This is a genomic window from uncultured Helicobacter sp. (assembly GCF_937906905.1).
In the GTDB taxonomy this organism is placed as follows: Bacteria; Campylobacterota; Campylobacteria; order Campylobacterales; family Helicobacteraceae; genus Helicobacter_B.
In genome coordinates this window covers 209,700-225,819 of the sequence record NZ_CALERY010000002.1, presented here as the reverse complement: position 1 = coordinate 225,819, position 16,120 = coordinate 209,700, and the positions used below count along the sequence as shown (strand labels likewise).

The following is a 16,120-nucleotide window of genomic DNA, read 5'->3' as shown; positions in this document are numbered from 1 at the left end:
GGCTAGCCTGCCAAGTCATTTGGCAAGATTGGCAAGGCGGCTTGCCTTTGCCACTAGCCCTAGGAACTCCTGCTTATAGCTATCATCGCATACGCCCTGCTGACTTAGAGTGTCAAGGATTGTTTGATAGCCGCTTTTGCTCTGTGTGCTATTTTTGCTACTTGAATCGCCCCTAAAGCTAGAATCCACAAACTTAGAGTCCATAAGCAGCAACCCAAAGCCCGCCACACTCTGGGCGAAGCGCATATCTGCACTAGGTGTAGCCAAAATCGCGCTAGAATCTAGTGCGCGCTCGATAAGCTTGCTACGCTCATCATTGCGCGCTTTGTTGGCAGGCTCTTTGTAGCGGATTTTGACATTAAGCCACTCGGCACTTCCTGCACCATTTTCATTTGCGCCATTTACTTGACTTGGTGATTGTTTCTTGGTGGTTTGGGTGTATTTGAGCGGATCTATAATGCCCTTGGCATCTGGGGCGAGCTTGGCATTATTGAGAGTAGCTAGGCTAGATTCTACCCCCACAGGGACAATCTCATAAAGCGCGGTAACGCGATGGGAGCTTCCCATTTCACCTGCGTCCTTGCTATCATCGTTGAAGTCCTCATCATTTAGCAATCGCTTCTCATAGCCGATAAGCCGATATGCAGCGACTTTAGCAGGGTTAAACTCCACTTGGATTTTCACATCTTTTGCCACGGTAATGAGTGTAGCACCTACTTGCTCGACTAGGTGCTTTTTGGCTTCAAGGAGCGTGTCGATATAGCCGTAGTTACCATTGCCAGAGTCGGCGAGCTTTTGAAGCATAGAGTCTTTGTAGTTCCCCATACCATAGCCAAACACCGAGAGATAGATCCCGCCCTGCGCCTTTTGCTTGATGAGGTCTAGCAAGTCTTTTTCGCTTGTGATCCCCACATTGAAATCCCCATCAGTAGCTAGGATCACGCGATTATATCCGCCGTTGATAAAATGCTTTTGCGCAAGCTTATAGGCGTCCTCTATCCCAGCACTTCCGTGTGTGCTGCCAGAGGCACTAAGTGAGTCGATAGCTTCTAGGATCTTTTTCTTATCATTAGTGGGCTTTAGCGCGATTGTAGAGCTTCCAGCGTAGGTAACAATCCCCACAGAATCTTTGGAGCTTAGATTTTCTACTAGGAGTTTTAGGGACTTTTGCACAAGCCCTAGGCGGCTCTCACCTTGCATCGAGCCAGAAGTATCGATAAGGAAAACAAGATTAAATGGCTTGCGTTTATCCCAGTCAATCGCCTTTGCCTGCAAGCCTATGCGCGCGATTTTGTGCGCAGGATTCCACAGAGCGGGTGCGAGCTCTAGGTTTATGGAGATTGGCTCATCGCCCTTTGGTGCTTGATAATTGTAGGAAAAGCTATTGAGCAGCTCCTCTATACGCACCATATCAGGGCTAGGCAATCTGCCAGACTCTATGACTTTGCGCACAATGGCATACGAAGCGGTATCGACATCGGAGCTAAAGGTAGAGAGCGGATTATTTGCCACAAGTTTGAAGGGATTTTCATCTTTTTGCACAAAAGAGTCGGTGGATTTTGCCATTTCTCTGTGGTTTGGCGCGACTCTCATAGCGTGGGGAGCTACTTTGCTGACAACCGGACCGACATTCGATAGACTTTCATACGATAGACTTTCATAGTGGAGGGGCATATCGACCATATTGGGCATTCTCTCTTGCAAGCTACTTTGATGATTAAAAAAGCAGGCGGTAAATATCCCAGACCCCACTGCTACGAGTATGGCAAAGATTGCTAGGATTTTGCTAAGTTTTTTCATTTTCTCTCCTTGTGGCTTGGGTTTTAGGTGGGAGTGCTTTTTTATGACCTTATCCCTAGAATCCACTTTTTCAAGCGATTCAGTTTTGGGTATCCATTTGCCTGATTGCTCAAATTTTGAGGCAGTCATTACCGCTTAGGTAACTCCTACCCCAAAATTTTAGCAAAGCAAGCAAAGCAACACCGCAAACCTTAGAATCGTTTGCCCTAAAAGTTACTTCACTCCCTAGAATCCACTTTTGAAACAACATAATTAACGCGCAAGTATGGATTGCCACGCGGTGCAAGCACCGCTCGCAATGACGGAAACGCCGCTAGTGAAAAAGTGGATTCTAAGGATAAGACTCAAAAATGTAAGACTTCGCAAAGGATTCTAGGATTTGGAGCTAGAATCCGCTTTTTACGCTTGTTTGTCTCAACACGATTCTAAGATTTGCGGTGGGGCTGTGGGAGCTTTGCGATTTTTGGGGAAGGTTAGCGACCTTAGCGGTCGTGCCTTTCACAAAAATCGCAATACTGCCGCATTGCCCACCCAAAGCTGAATTGTTTAAAAAACTAAATATAGCCTGCCACCATCGCCAGCACATACCCAATACAGCAAGAGCTAAACACCCCAATAAGCCCGGGCAAGATGAAGCTATGGTTGATGACAAATTTACCAATATGTGTCGTCCCACTTCTGTCAAACTGAATGGTCGCTAGATCGCTTGGGTAAGTTGGCAAAATATAGTAGCCATAGCACGCTGCGGCAAATGCCACGATGATCCCAGGCTCCACACCAATGCTTAGGGCGATTGGCACAAATGCTGCAAGAGCTGCGGCTTGAGAATTAACAAACTTTGAAATAAGCAGCAGCATAATCGCATAAGTCCAAGGGTGTGCCTTAACAATATCACCTAGGGCTGATTTCATCATCGGCGTATGCACGGCAAACATCGTATCCGCCATCCAAGAAATCCCAAACACCGCCACAAGTGCTATCATACCAGATTTGAAAATCTCGTTGCTACCGATCTTTTTGGGATCAACTTTGGTGAAAATGATGATAAGCGAGCCAGCTAGGAGCATAAACATTTGGATAATATGCACCATAGAGATTTTATCCATATCAGGGTTGCCAAGTTTATCGGCTTTATAGACTTTCTCTACCTTGCCTTCTTCTACTTTGCCAAGCTTATCAGCTTTAATCGCCTTATCAAGCCCGATTTTTTCTCCGGGATTATCCACATCAGCGATTTTGACATCTTTAAGCGTGAAGACTCCTTTATCGCTCTTTTCTGGAGTCCATTTCAATGTAGTGCCAGACTCTAAAGTCGCCTTGTAGTCATACTTCTGTCCCCAAGTGGGCTTAAGCGAGTCAAACGCCCCAATCAACGCGACCACACCAATCGCCCCTAGGAATATCCACATCGCTACCCAGTCTTTTTTCGGCAGTTTTACACCTAGCAGCGTTTTAGAATCCCCATAGACATATTGCTTAAACTCTGGATCTTTGAGCTTTGCTTGAAACACTGGATCTTTGTCCAAATCTTTCCCCCTAAACCAGCTAAAAATCCCAATCATCAGCACGCCAAACAATGTGCTAGGGATAGTGATTTGCAGCAAGTTGATATAGCCATCAAAGCCTGCAAGCTTATGATCTGCATTGAGAAGTAGCGCGGTTAGGCTCACTACCGCCACGGATACAGGCGAGGCGACAATCCCCATTTGCGAGCTGATAGACGCAGCTGCCATAGGTCGCTCTGGGCGGATATTGTTTTTAATCGCAATATCATAGATGATAGGCATAATCGTATAAACAACATGCCCTGTGCCACAGAGCATTGTAAGGAAGCAGGTAACAAAGGGGGCAAGAATGGTTAGGAATTTTGGATTGCGGCGCAGGATTCTCTCCGCAATTTGCAGCATAACATCTAGCCCACCACTTGCTTGCAATGTCGCACTTGCCACCACAACCGCCAAAATCGTAAGCATAACATCAATGGCAGGTTTGCCCGGCTTAATGTCAAAGCCAAACACAAGCACAAAAATACCAATCCCACCAAGCAGCCCTAGCGTGATACCGCCTTTTTGCGCACCATAAAATAGACAAATAAGCACCACCAAAAGCTGAATGCTAAACTGCCAGCCCTCGCTAAGATTTACAAGAAAATCCATTTACTCTCCTTTGAAAAATTATTGTAGGGATAAAATACGAGAAAGTCCAAAGCCCTGATAAAACTTTGCCCAGTCATCAACAAAAGCCCCAAATCATAGCAAAAATTACATAAAATCGTTACAATTTCAGCCAATGTTTAACCACCCAGAATCTATAAGGCATGCAATCACATACATACCACAACATTAGGATATGAATTTAATGGAAGAGCTGCTACTGCAATCGTTCTACAATGGCACTGCTGCTATGCCGTTTGTTATTGCATTTGTCGCAGGTGCGCTTTCATTTCTCTCTCCTTGCATTCTCCCGCTTGTCCCAGCGTATATGTCCTACATCTCGGGCGTTTCACTCGAGCAGCTTGATTCTAGTCATATTGCTCAAGGCGGGCAGAGCTTGCGGCTCAAAATTTTCTGGCGCTCGTGTCTGTTTGTGCTTGGATTCTCGCTGGTGTTTGTAGGGCTAGGACTCGCATTATCAAGTGTCATCACACTTATGCAGTCTAGGGTTGTAAATATCGTCGCAGGACTTATTGTGCTTGGTTTTGGCATACATTTTTTGGGGATTTGGCGACTAAATTTTCTCTATAAAACTTTGCATGTTGATTTGAAGCTTACCTGGCGCGCGAGGATTGTGGAGATTTTCGCGCCTTTTGTGCTGGGGCTTAGCTTTGCACTTGGCTATACGCCCTGCACGGGCGCGATATTTGGCGCAATCACGCTCGTGGTGGGGACGACGGACTATGGTGTGGTGTTGTTGCTACTTTATGCCTGCGGGCTTGCACTTCCGTTTTTACTCGTAGCGCTACTGCTGGAGCGTGGGTTTCGCTTGCTCGCGCGATTGAAGCGATTTATGCGCACTATTGAGATTATTTCTGGGGTGGTGCTTATCATCATGGGTGTGCTTATCATGGCAGGGAGTGTGGATTTGCTCTCGCAGTGGTGGAGCGCATTGATTTGGGGTTAATTTATATCTTAAGGGGAGAATATGCTACTAAAAAACGGCACATTGTGTGATTATCAGGGAGAGACGAGGGCGGATTTGCGTATCGCAAATGGCGTGATATGCGAGATCGGGCAAGATCTCTTGCCACAAGCAAATGAGGAAGTTATCGAATGTGGGGCGCGGGTGATCATGCCAGCGCTGATTGATATGGCTTACCCCAAAAACAAAACCCTCTCGCGCAAAAACCTCGAAACCCTCACGCAAAAAGCCCTCAAAGGTGGCGTAGGCAGTATCCTCCTGCGTCCAGAATCCACTCCTCGTATCGATTCTGCTGCGATTATCGAGCTGGTCTCTTTGCTAGATTCTGGTTTGCATGTGCATTTTTTTCCTAGTATCGCGCCGTGCAAGCTCCAAGAATGTGCTGGTCAAATGGGCGAAATCGCCATGCTTGTGGATTCTGGAGCGCGCGCGATTTACTTGGATTTCGCCCCAGAATCTGGCACGCCAGGAGAGGGCAAGGGTGCAAAAGGCGGGCAGGCACAAAATGAAGCAAAAGACACTAGTCAAGCGCTCGATGGCTACACACTCTACAAAATCGCTCAATACGCCCAAATGCTCCAAGTCCCCATCATCGCCAGCCCCCAAGAGCCAAGCCTAAGTGAGGGCGTGATGAATGAGTCCCAAGTAAGTGCGCAGCTAGGGCTTCCAGCGATCCCCCCTCTAGCCCAAACCCTGCAAGTAGCAAAGCTCTGTGAGCTAGCGCGATATAGTGGGACAAAGTGGGTGTTTGATGTCATTAGCGAGGTAGAATCCTTGCAGATTATCGAGTGCTTCAGGCAAATGGGTGCGCAAATCTTAGCGCAGACCTCCTTGCACCACTTGATTTTAAGCGATGAGCATTGCGCGGCGTTTGACACGCGATTTAAGCTCTTCCCTCCGCTTAAAGACCCTACCACGCGTGAAAAGCTCCGCGCGCATTTAGATTCTGGCATTAGCCTGCTTACTTGCTTGCAAAGCGATAGCTACAAGTCTAAAAAAGACCAAGTCTTTGAGTCTGCTAGCTTTGGGATAAACGCGCTAGAGCATTACTTCTCACTAGGCTTTAGCCATCTTGTGAAATCCGGGCTAATCACACTCTCGCGCTTTAGCGAGCTTACTTCCTATGCACAAGCTAGGCTTCTCTCCCTGCCAAAAGGCGCGCTAGAAGTGGGGCTAGATGCGGATCTCATCATCGCTGATCTACACCACACGCACACCATTAGCGATCTTTCCAGCCCCTATAATGGCGAGACGCTCTCTGGCGCTGTGGAGCAAGTCATCATCGCAGGCAAACGCGTAAATTGCTAGCTAGCAGCTCCAATGCACCATTAGCCCAGAATCTATCCAGCTCCTTGCACTAGAATCCCATAATGTAGCCCAGAATCTCCACTCGCACTGGATTGCGCTTGGACTCTGGATCGCTATCGATTCCCCTATAAAGCTCCTGGCTTCTGCCTAACTTTTGCTTCGAGCAAAATAGAAAAATTTGCATTCTTTAAGATACAATAAAGAGCAACTCATAACAAGGAAAAATTATGGAAATGGCAGATACGATGTTTTTCAATAGAGAATTATCATGGCTGCGGTTTAATACGCGTGTCTTACATGAGGCGAAAAATGCCCAGACTCCATTACTTGATCGATTGAAATTCCTTGCAATCTATGGCACAAATCTCGATGAGTTTTATATGATTCGAGTAGCGGGGCTTAAAAAGCTCTATGCAAGCGGGATTAGTGAGATTGGCGCGGACAAACTCACCTCTGCCCAGCAGCTCGCTCATATCCGTGAGTATCTCCACACAGAAAAATCTCATGTCCAAGAGCTTTTTACTGAGATTGCGGATAAGCTCGATAAAGAAGGGCTCAAGGTAAAAAATTTCAGCGAGCTAAACAAAACGCAGAAGCAGGGTTTGCGCGAGTATTTTTTGCGCTATCTTTATCCGGTTATTGTGCCAATTGTAGTGGATTCTACTCACCCATTCCCGCATTTGAATAACTTAAGCTTTGGGATTGCTGTGGAGCTTGCGCATAATGAGACGAAAGAGCAGAAATTTGGCATTGTGCGGATTCCACGCGTGCTGAAGCGGTTTGTCGAGCTTGATGGCGGGGTGTTTGTGCCTGTGGAGAGTATCGTAGGGGAGTTTGCAGCAGAGCTTTTCCTAGGATATAGCTTGGAGCATTATGTGCCATTTCGCGTAACGCGCAATGCGGATTTTGAGATAGAAGAAGATGAAGCTGATGACTTTATGCAGCTAATGAGTGAGGGCTTGCGCGCTCGGCGGAGAGGGGAGATCACACGCCTAGAGATAGGAGAGGGCAAGATAGAGCTTAAGGAATTTGTCCAAAAGCAAGTAGAAGTCGTGCTTGAAGATGTGTATTCTTACTCGATTTTGCTAAATCTTGGCTCGCTCTGGGAGCTTGTAGGGGCAAAAGATTTTGCGCATTTGGGCTCTGCGCCATTTGTGCCTAAGACTCTGCCGCCCATCGACCCTGAAGGCAATATCCTAGACACCATAGAATCCAGCGATATTATCGCATTTCACCCTTATGAGAGCTTTGACCCGGTGGTAGATTTTATCACCACTGCTGCGAAGGACAAAGATGTCCTCTCCATTCGTATGACACTCTATCGCGTGGGCAAAAATTCCCCCATAGTCAAAGCCCTAATCCAAGCAGCAGAAGAAAAGCAAGTAACCGTGCTTGTCGAGCTTAAAGCTCGCTTTGATGAGGAGAACAACTTGCATTGGGCGCGCGCACTAGAATCTGCTGGCGCGCATGTCATCTATGGTGTGCCAGGACTCAAAGTCCATGCCAAAGTTGCGCTTGTGATTAAAAAAGTGGGCGATAAAATCATCGAATATGTCCATCTAAGCACAGGAAACTACAACACCGCCTCGGCGAAAATCTATACAGATATAAGCCTTTTTACGAGTAATCCAGCAATTAGTAATGATGTGGTCAAGCTGTTTCACTCGCTCTCCACAGGTAGCTCGCATAAAACCGAGCTCGATACCCTGCGTGTGGCACCTACGCAGATTAAGCCCCAAATCCTAGATCTCATCAAAGCAGAATCTACGCATGGCAAAGATGGGCGAATCATCTTAAAAGCTAATGCCATTGTCGATACTGATGTGATAAGGGCGCTCTATGCTGCTTCAAAAGCTGGTGTGCAAATTGATCTTATTATCCGCGGTGTGTGCTGCTTACGCCCGGGGGTTAAAGGCATGAGTGAAAATATCCGCGTGCATTCAATCATTGGCAAATATTTAGAACATGCTAGAATCTACTATTTCGCCCATGCTAAAGAGCGAGTGTATTTCTCCAGCGCAGATCTCATGCCCAGAAATCTCGAGCGCCGTGTCGAGCTGCTTACCCCAGCGACAAACAAGCTAATCGCCGATAGACTTATAGAAATTCTCACAATCCAGCTAAGTGATAATGTCCAGGCACATGAGCTTTTAAGCGATGGTGAGTATCGCAAAATCCCCACCCCCAAGGAGAATCCAATCTCCTCGCAAATTGTATATGAGCGCTATGTCAATGAGATTTATAGCTCAAACTCTAACAAAAAAGCCGCCCAAGCCAAGGCGAAAAAACTCCTGCAACGCATGGTTGGAGAATCCTAGATTGGGTGAATCAGCACTGATTTGGTAGATTCTCGCGACTTTTGGTTGTATGGAAGCCAGGATCTCTCTAGTGTCCAGATTCTAGCATTGGGCGTTCCCAGGGCAGATAGGATAATTTATTGATAAAACAACAACCATTAGGCATAATTGCACCATTTCCACACTAAGCATAATCTAAGGAGCAAGTATGGGGCTATACCAGAGGCTGCAGCCGCTACTTTTTAAAGTCGATCCAGAGAAGATCCACCATTTCTCCCAGCAGGCACTCAAAGCATTTCGTGCGCTGCCATTTAGCGATGATGTGCTACTGCGATTTTGTAGCTATGCTGATGAAAGCTTGGCGCAAGAAGTGTGTGGCATGAGATTCTATAATCCTATCGGTCTAGCCGCTGGGTTTGACAAAGATGCGCATAATGTCAAAGCGCTTAGTGCGCTTGGCTTTGGGTATTTGGAGCTTGGGACAATTACTAAAATCCCCCAAAGTGGGAATCCAAAGCCTAGACTCTTTCGCCACGAAAATGAGCAAAGCTTGCAAAATGCTATGGGGTTTAATAATCTGGGCAGTGTCGCGCTGGCAAAAACACTCGAACCGCTTACACCCTTTGCGATTCCGCTTGGGGTAAATATCGGGAAAAACAAAGAAATCACAGGTGATGATGCGCTGCTAAACTACCAAAACGCGCTTGAAGATGTGCTGGGCGTGGGGGATTATTATACTTTCAACCTTTCTTCACCAAATACCCCAAATCTACGCGATTTGCAAAATGAAAAGTTCGTAGAATCGCTTTTCAAAATGGCGAGAAAAAAGACCAAAAAACCACTATTTTTAAAAATAGCGCCCGATATGGAAGCTGATGTCGCACTAAGCGTATGCCATAAAGCTATCGATCATGGTGCAAGCGGAATCATCGCTACAAATACAACAACCGATACCTCGCTCATCGCCAATCCTAAGCAGGGTGGAATCAGTGGTGCGGCTTTGCGGGAGAAAAGCAAGGAGCTTTTTGCTGTGCTTGGCAAAGAGCTACATAACAAAACAGCACTCATCAGTGTGGGCGGGATTTTCGATGCACACGATGCGTATGAGCGAATCCGGCTTGGCGCGAGTCTGCTGCAAGTCTATACTGGGCTTGTGTATGCAGGACCAAGTCTTTGCCAGAATCTTAATCGCGAGCTTGCTGCTCTGCTTAAAAACGATGGCTTTGGTAATATTGCAGAGGCTGTTGGTGCAGATTTTCGCTAGATTTGCCTAAGTGCGCGAGATTGTCAAAAGTCTGGGTAAAATCTGGAGAGAAACTAGCATAGCCTAGTGCAGAATCTAGTTTAGAGGATTTGTAAGGGATAGTTGTATGCGATATGTCTTTTTGTATTTTTTTCTATTAGGAGTATTGATGAGCGCAATGATGGGCAAAGGTATTCTCCCGCAATTTTTTGAGCAGAGTCTGCTAAATGGCTTGCGGATTGTTGTTATCCCTATGGATAATGGCAGTGGTGTGATAGAGAGCGATATTTTCTATAAAGTCGGCTCTCGTGATGAGGTTATGGGCAAAAGTGGGATCGCGCACATGCTCGAGCATTTGAGCTTCAAATCTACCCAGAATCTAAAAGCAGGTGAGTTTGATAAAATCGTCAAAGGCTTTGGCGGCGTGGATAATGCCTCCACAGGATTTGACTATACGCGCTATTTCATCAAATCAAGCGCGGAGCATGTTGATACTTCACTGAAGCTTTTTGCCGAGCTTATGCGCAATCTCTCGCTAAAAGATGAGGAGTTCCAGCAGGAGCGTCAAGTCGTAGCAGAAGAGCGCAGGTGGCGCACAGATAACTCACCTGTGGGGTATTTGTATTTCCGCTTTTTCAATACTGCATTCTTACACCATTCTTACCACTGGACGCCTATAGGGTTTATGGACGATATTTTGCACTGGGAGATTGGGGATATTAAAGAATTTTACGATACTTACTACCAGCCCAGCAATGCCATAATCGTCGTAGCTGGCGATATCGCACCAGAAAAAGTATTTGCTAGTGCCAAAAAGCATTTTGCCCATATTAAGCCCGCTAGAGCACTGCCTAAGCGCACGATCAAAGAGCCCAATCAAGACGGCTACCGCGAAGTGATTGTCAAAAAGCCCACCCAGATAGAATGGCTTGCCATGGGGTATAAAATCCCAAATTTCGCACATGAGGATAGGGTCGCGCTCTCTGCGCTTGGTGATATCCTAAGTGGCGGAAAATCAGCATTATTAGATTCTGCTCTCATCGATAAGAAAAACCTCGCGAGCGAGATTTCAGTCTCTTCTATGGGGCTGAAAGATGATGGGGTGTTTATGATTATTGCCGCGGGGAACGAAGGGGTTAGCGCGAAAGTCTTGCAAAAAGAGATTCTCTCTATCATCGAGCAAATCAAGCAGGGTAAAATCACGCAAGAGGAGCTTGAAAAGGTCAAGCGCAATATGCGTGCGAGTTTTGTGTATTCGCTTGAGAAGTCAAGCTCTGTGGCTGGGCTTTTTGGGGCATTTCTTGCGCGTGATGATTTGCGCCCATTGCTGGAGTTTGAAGCAGAGTTTGCAAAGCTCACGCTTGATCATCTTATCCAAGTGGCTAATAAATATTTTATCCAAGATAGCCTAAGCGTAGCGATCTTGCAAAATCAGCCCCAAGAATCTCAAGCTTCTCTAGAAAGCCAAAAAACCAGCACCGCCAGCGACCCAACCAAGAAGCCTAGAAAATAGAGCACCCAGAATCCAACCCACGCAAAGGAGCATACATGCCTGCCAAGCCAGCAGCCCCCATTCTCGGCGCGATGAGTGCGCTTATCACGCCCTTTAAAAACGGCAAGATTGATGAAGAGTGCTTCATCTCACTCATCAAGCGGCAAATCCGCTATGGAATGGACGCGTGCGTGCCTGTTGGCACCACAGGAGAGTCCGCCACGCTCTCACACAATGAGCATAAAGAGTGCATAGAAATCGCTGTGAGTGTCTGCAAAAATAGCGGCACAAAGGTGCTAGCAGGTGCTGGGAGCAACTCCACTGCTGAAGCCATAGAGCTAGCTCGATTTGCGCAGCAATGTGGCGCAGATGGGATTTTGTGCGTGAGTCCCTACTACAACAAGCCCACCCAAGAAGGACTATATCAGCATTACAAAGCCGTAGCACAATCGGTGGAAATCCCCCTTATGCTCTATAATGTCCCCTCTCGCACAGGAGTCAATATCGAGCCAAGCACGGCGATACGGCTGTATAACGATGTGCCAAATATCACCGCCATTAAAGAGGCTAGCGGCTCTATGGAGCGCATAGTCGAGCTAAATACGCTTGCGCCAGATTTTGCGATATTTAGCGGAGAAGATGCAATCAATTACCCCATACTTGCTAATGGCGGCAGTGGCGTGATCTCCGTTAGCGGCAATCTTTTGCCAGATAAAATTTCTACGCTTACACACCTAGCCTTGGAGCGAAAATTTAAAGAATCAAAAGCTATAAATAATGAACTTTATGCTATAAATTGCGCTTTGTTTTGCGAGAGCAATCCTATCCCTATCAAAGCAGCGATGTATCTATCAGGGCTTATATCAAGCCTAGAATATCGACTGCCGCTGCTTGCTCCAAGCGCGGAAAATCTGCGCTATATCGAGCAGACATTACAACATTATGAGGTGAAGCAATGACACAATCCCAAGGCTCTAATCAAATGAAAGGCAAAACGCTTGTCATATCAGGGGCTACGCGCGGTATCGGCAAGGCGATTTTGTATAAATTCGCGCAAAATGGCGTAAATGTAGCTTTCACATACAATAAAAATGAAGAAGAAGCCGATAAAATCGCCAAAGATGTAGAATCCACTTTTGGTATCAAGGCTCGCTACTATCCACTAAATGTGCTAGAGCCAGAGCAGTATAGCGAGCTTTTTAGCAAGATTGATGCTGATTTTTCTCGCGTGGATTTTTTTGTAAGCAATGCAATCATTTATGGCAAAAGTGTGGCTGGCGGGTTTGGACCTTTTATGCGCTTGCGTCCTAGAGGGTTAAACAATATCTACACTGCCACAGTGCTAGCCTTTGTCGTGGGCGCGCAAGAGGCAGCAAAGCGTATGAAAGAAGTAGGCGGAGGCTCTATCATCTCCCTAAGCTCCACAGGCAATCTTGTCTATATGCCAAACTACGCAGGGCACGGCAACTGCAAAAACGCAGTAGAAACAATGGTCAAATACGCAGCCGCCGAGCTTGGCGAGTGGGGAATCCGTGTCAATGCTGTGAGTGGGGGACCGATTGATACAGATGCACTGCGTGCTTTCCCAGACTATGCAGAAGTGCGCGCCAAAGTCGAGGAGCAATCCCCGCTTAATCGTATGGGCGCGCCAGAGGATTTAGCTGGCGCGGCGTATTTCTTATGCGACTGCGCTCAAAGCGGCTGGCTCACAGGGCAGACAATCGTCATCGATGGCGGCACGACTTTTAAATAGCCCATTTCAAGCACTTGCCTAAGCACTCTCTCACCAAACCCCCAATGCAGACCAACACAACCCCAGCAAGCACAACTCTAGGTGCTTCGCTTGTCATCACCACTTATAATTCCCCAGATCGCTTGGCTTTGGTGCTAGATTCTGTGCGAGATCTTGCCCCACTCCCAGCAGAAGTGATCATCGCTGATGATGGCAGCACAGATGATACTAGAATTCTTATAGAATCCTATGCCAAGAGCTTCCCCTGCCCCCTGCGCCATATCTGGCAAGAGGATAAGGGGTTTCGCGTTAGCATTAGTCGCAACAAGGGTATAAAAGCCGCTACGCAAGACTACATCATTACAATCGATGGCGATATGATTTTAGATTCTCATTTCATCGCTGATCATCTGCGCTTTGCTAAAAGGAGTGTAGTGCTGCAAGGCTCTAGGACATGGCTAAGCGCTTCTGCAACCCAAGAGATTCTAGCCGCCAAGGCGCAAAACTCGCACGATAGACGCGCCTACACCATAGCATTTGCACATAAAAAGGCTAAGTCTTATCGCATAGGATTTATGGCATATTTGGCAAACCTACGCTCCACAACTACGCGCCACCTGCGCAAGAGTCCATATCTCAAGCCTGTTGTGCGCACTTGTAATATGAGCTTTTATAAGAGTGATTGGGAGAAGCTGGGTGGATTTGATGAGGGCTATACGGGCTGGGGGCGAGATGATACAGACTTTGTCGCGCGGCTTTTGCTCCAAGGTGGCAGGCTCAAGCGCGTAACCTTTAGCGCAGTGGCTTACCATATCCACCACGATAGCAACATTAACCAAGAAGCCCTAGCCATCAACGACAAACGCTACCTTGCTATGCTTAAATCCCACGGCATTACCTATCCGCTAGCCCCTAGCGATGTCTCGCTTGTCATCACCACCTACAACTCCCCAGATCGCTTGGCTTTGGTGCTAGATTCTGTGCGAGATCTTGCCCCACTCCCAGCAGAAGTGATCATCGCTGATGATGGCAGCACAGATGATACTAGAATTCTTATAGAATCCTATGCCAAGAGCTTCCCCTGCCCCCTGCGCCATATCTGGCAAGAGGATAAGGGGTTTCGCCTTAGTGCCAGTCGCAATAGTGGTATCCGCGCCACCACGCGGGAATATATTATTATGATTGATGGCGATATGATTTTAGACCCGCACTTTATCGCTGATCATCTGCGATTTGCCAAAAGGGGATTGTGCCTAGGAGGCTCTCGCACAATGCTTGGTGAAAGCACTTCCAAAGAGATTTTAGCCTGTCGCGCTAATGGCGATACAAACGCGTATAAAGAGAGCTTTAAATACAAAAGCTGGAAGGCTTATCGCTGCGTGCCTTTAGCGTGGCTTGTGTATGTGTGTAGCAAATCAAGCGCAAAACGCTTCAAAAAAACCACCAAGGCAAATGTTGGGGGCTGCAATATGAGCTTTTATAAAGCAGATTTTGAGAGAGTAGGTGGGTTTAATGAGAGCTTCACAGGACACGGGTCAGAAGATTGGGAGTTTGTGGCTAGGTTTTTGTTTGCTGGGGGGAGAAGTGCTAGGCTGAAGTTTTGCGCTGCGGGCTATCATATCCACCACCCCACTCGCCCACAAGATCGCGCTAATGCCAACTACCAGCTCTACCTTGAGACGCTGCGCACCCACCTTGGCACACTGCCTAAAGATGCGTAGCCAAAGCACGCGAGACATAGGCTTGCGCGCTAGGTGGGTTTGTATCAAGCTTTAGGGCTTGATTGTAGGGGGACTATGGGCGTGGATTACTTGTTGGAAATTTCATCATTATGCAAAGCGGTGATGAACTCGCCCATTTTCTCACCAAAATATGTTTTAAAGTTCTCTGCATTTATCATATCGCTTTTAGCGTTATTACATAACGCACACGCTAGCACGCAATTAGCAGAGGTGTAGGGCTTATCTGGGTCTTTTTTGTCAATGTGTAGTGTGCCTGTGAAAGATTTCTTTTTAGATTTTATTTTATGGGCTTTTACACTTTGTGTTTTATCGGTATCCTGCTGATTATCTTCATCTTTTTTAGGGAAAAGCTCTTTTAGCACTTTCTCTGTCGTGCCACAATAATAACAACTTTTTTCTTGCTTCTTATACCACTTATAAAATTCCTTAAACTCAAACCCACCTTTCTGTTTAATTCGAGATTTAAGAGATCCGTATCTCACTTTAGCGTCCCTTATTGCATCAATCTCATTGTCATTTTTTTCTAAAAATTGTTTTATTTCATCTCTACTTGCTGATAACCCTGCTAAGTTGAGTTGCTTTTCTACGCTATTTATCGTATTGACAAAGCAATTCCCAACACATATAAGAAACATATCCATATCCATTTTTCACTCCTTATTGTAGTTTTGAATCTTGTTAGATTCTATGGCACGACACAAGGCTCAAAGCCCTTGTATCGCAAAGCTATCTATCACCTAATGAAATTGCACACCCTTGATTAAGCCCTAAGACATAGCGAGTTTAGCTCGTTTTTTGGCATTATCAAAGATAATCCCAAGTGGCACAAGGATAAAATCACAAATCACTAAAAAACCATAATGCACCAGCACAATACCCTATCCACGAAGGTATTTCCACTCCTATTGCTGCAACAAAATACCAAACTATGAAGCCCATAAAAATACTACACCACCAATCAACTTAAAAGTCCCAAATATAAAATCCCCTTTATAGAATCTATCAAAGCCAAAAATTCCAAGCCCAAGCAGATTGATTATAAAACCTAAAACCGCAGATTTTTCATTGACTACAACAATCTTCGCTTGTTGAGCCTGTGGAGTAGCTGCTTTGTTTGTATTTTCCATTTTATCCCCTTTGTAAGTAAAATTTTGCGTCAAAACGCAGAGCGCAACCCTATCACAAAAAAAAAACGCAAGCGCAACGCGCCCCAAAATGCGCCAAGCGATGATTGATTGGCTAGATTCTATGGATATGCTTCAGTGCAAAACTGCCTACAACAATGCCGCCCAGAAGTATCAAACATCTAGCAGCGCAATAATTCTCAACGCCACTGGCAAAAGCAAAAACTACAAAGGATTTTAGAGG

General features: G+C 46.3%; 12 protein-coding genes and 1 pseudogene. 9 read left to right on the top strand and 4 right to left on the bottom strand.

Translation table 11 applies throughout. From position 1 onward, the window contains the following. Positions 1 to 15 precede the first annotated feature (15 nt). Together Q0171_RS01100 and Q0171_RS01095 are read right to left on the bottom strand one after the other, a co-directional pair. The gene (locus tag Q0171_RS01100; RefSeq protein ID WP_299325782.1) at positions 16 to 1,929 is read right to left on the bottom strand and encodes a VWA domain-containing protein; all 1,914 of its coding nucleotides are present in this window, start codon (positions 1,927 to 1,929) and stop codon (positions 16 to 18) included. A 425-nt stretch (positions 1,930 to 2,354) separates the two neighbouring features. Next, a complete protein-coding gene (locus tag Q0171_RS01095) occupies positions 2,355 to 3,956 on the bottom strand; it encodes an anaerobic C4-dicarboxylate transporter (RefSeq protein ID WP_299325781.1) in 1,602 nt (533 codons plus the stop codon). Between the two features lie 193 nt (positions 3,957 to 4,149). On the opposite strand from Q0171_RS01095, the gene Q0171_RS01090 reads away from it, so the two are divergent. From Q0171_RS01090 to Q0171_RS01055, 8 genes and pseudogenes are all read left to right on the top strand, one after another. Continuing rightward, on the top strand, positions 4,150 to 4,920 hold the full coding sequence (locus Q0171_RS01090) for a cytochrome c biogenesis protein CcdA (protein ID WP_299325780.1): 771 nt from the start codon (positions 4,150 to 4,152) through the stop codon (positions 4,918 to 4,920). 21 nt (positions 4,921 to 4,941) lie between these two features. Next, entirely contained in the window at positions 4,942 to 6,246 is a 1,305-nt protein-coding gene (locus Q0171_RS01085) for an amidohydrolase family protein (protein ID WP_299325779.1), read from the top strand. Positions 6,247 to 6,473: 227 nt separating this feature from the next. Then, complete coding sequence (locus tag Q0171_RS01080) at positions 6,474 to 8,564, top strand: RNA degradosome polyphosphate kinase (RefSeq protein WP_299325778.1); 2,091 nt, start codon at positions 6,474 to 6,476, stop codon at positions 8,562 to 8,564. Between the two features lie 187 nt (positions 8,565 to 8,751). Further along, positions 8,752 to 9,807: a dihydroorotate dehydrogenase (quinone) gene (pyrD, locus tag Q0171_RS01075; protein WP_299325777.1), complete on the top strand. Its 1,056-nt coding sequence runs from the start codon at positions 8,752 to 8,754 to the stop codon at positions 9,805 to 9,807. 148 nt (positions 9,808 to 9,955) lie between these two features. Continuing rightward, positions 9,956 to 11,182, top strand: a pseudogene (locus Q0171_RS01070) (pitrilysin family protein); the annotation flags it as partial. 152 nt (positions 11,183 to 11,334) lie between these two features. Then, positions 11,335 to 12,237 carry a 4-hydroxy-tetrahydrodipicolinate synthase gene (gene dapA / locus Q0171_RS01065; RefSeq protein ID WP_299325774.1) on the top strand — a complete coding sequence of 301 codons (903 nt, stop codon included), beginning with the start codon at positions 11,335 to 11,337 and terminating at the stop codon, positions 12,235 to 12,237. Then, positions 12,234 to 13,031, top strand: coding sequence for an enoyl-ACP reductase (locus tag Q0171_RS01060; protein ID WP_299325772.1), 798 nt, complete (start codon positions 12,234 to 12,236; stop codon positions 13,029 to 13,031). The genes dapA and Q0171_RS01060 overlap by 4 nt, the downstream gene beginning before the upstream one ends. A gap of 14 nt (positions 13,032 to 13,045) precedes the next feature. Continuing rightward, positions 13,046 to 14,731, top strand: a complete 1,686-nt coding sequence (locus tag Q0171_RS01055; RefSeq protein WP_299325770.1) for a glycosyltransferase family 2 protein — start codon at positions 13,046 to 13,048, stop codon at positions 14,729 to 14,731. An 86-nt stretch (positions 14,732 to 14,817) separates the two neighbouring features. On the opposite strand, the gene Q0171_RS01050 is transcribed toward Q0171_RS01055, so the two are convergent. Next, positions 14,818 to 15,399 (bottom strand): hypothetical protein, encoded by a 582-nt coding sequence (locus Q0171_RS01050; protein WP_299325768.1) that lies wholly within the window; start codon positions 15,397 to 15,399, stop codon positions 14,818 to 14,820. Positions 15,400 to 15,678: 279 nt separating this feature from the next. After that, complete coding sequence (locus Q0171_RS01045) at positions 15,679 to 15,879, bottom strand: hypothetical protein (RefSeq protein WP_299325767.1); 201 nt, start codon at positions 15,877 to 15,879, stop codon at positions 15,679 to 15,681. Positions 15,880 to 15,967: 88 nt separating this feature from the next. On the opposite strand from Q0171_RS01045, the gene Q0171_RS01040 reads away from it, so the two are divergent. Then, a complete protein-coding gene (locus Q0171_RS01040) occupies positions 15,968 to 16,117 on the top strand; it encodes a hypothetical protein (RefSeq protein WP_299325765.1) in 150 nt (49 codons plus the stop codon). Positions 16,118 to 16,120 lie beyond the last annotated feature (3 nt).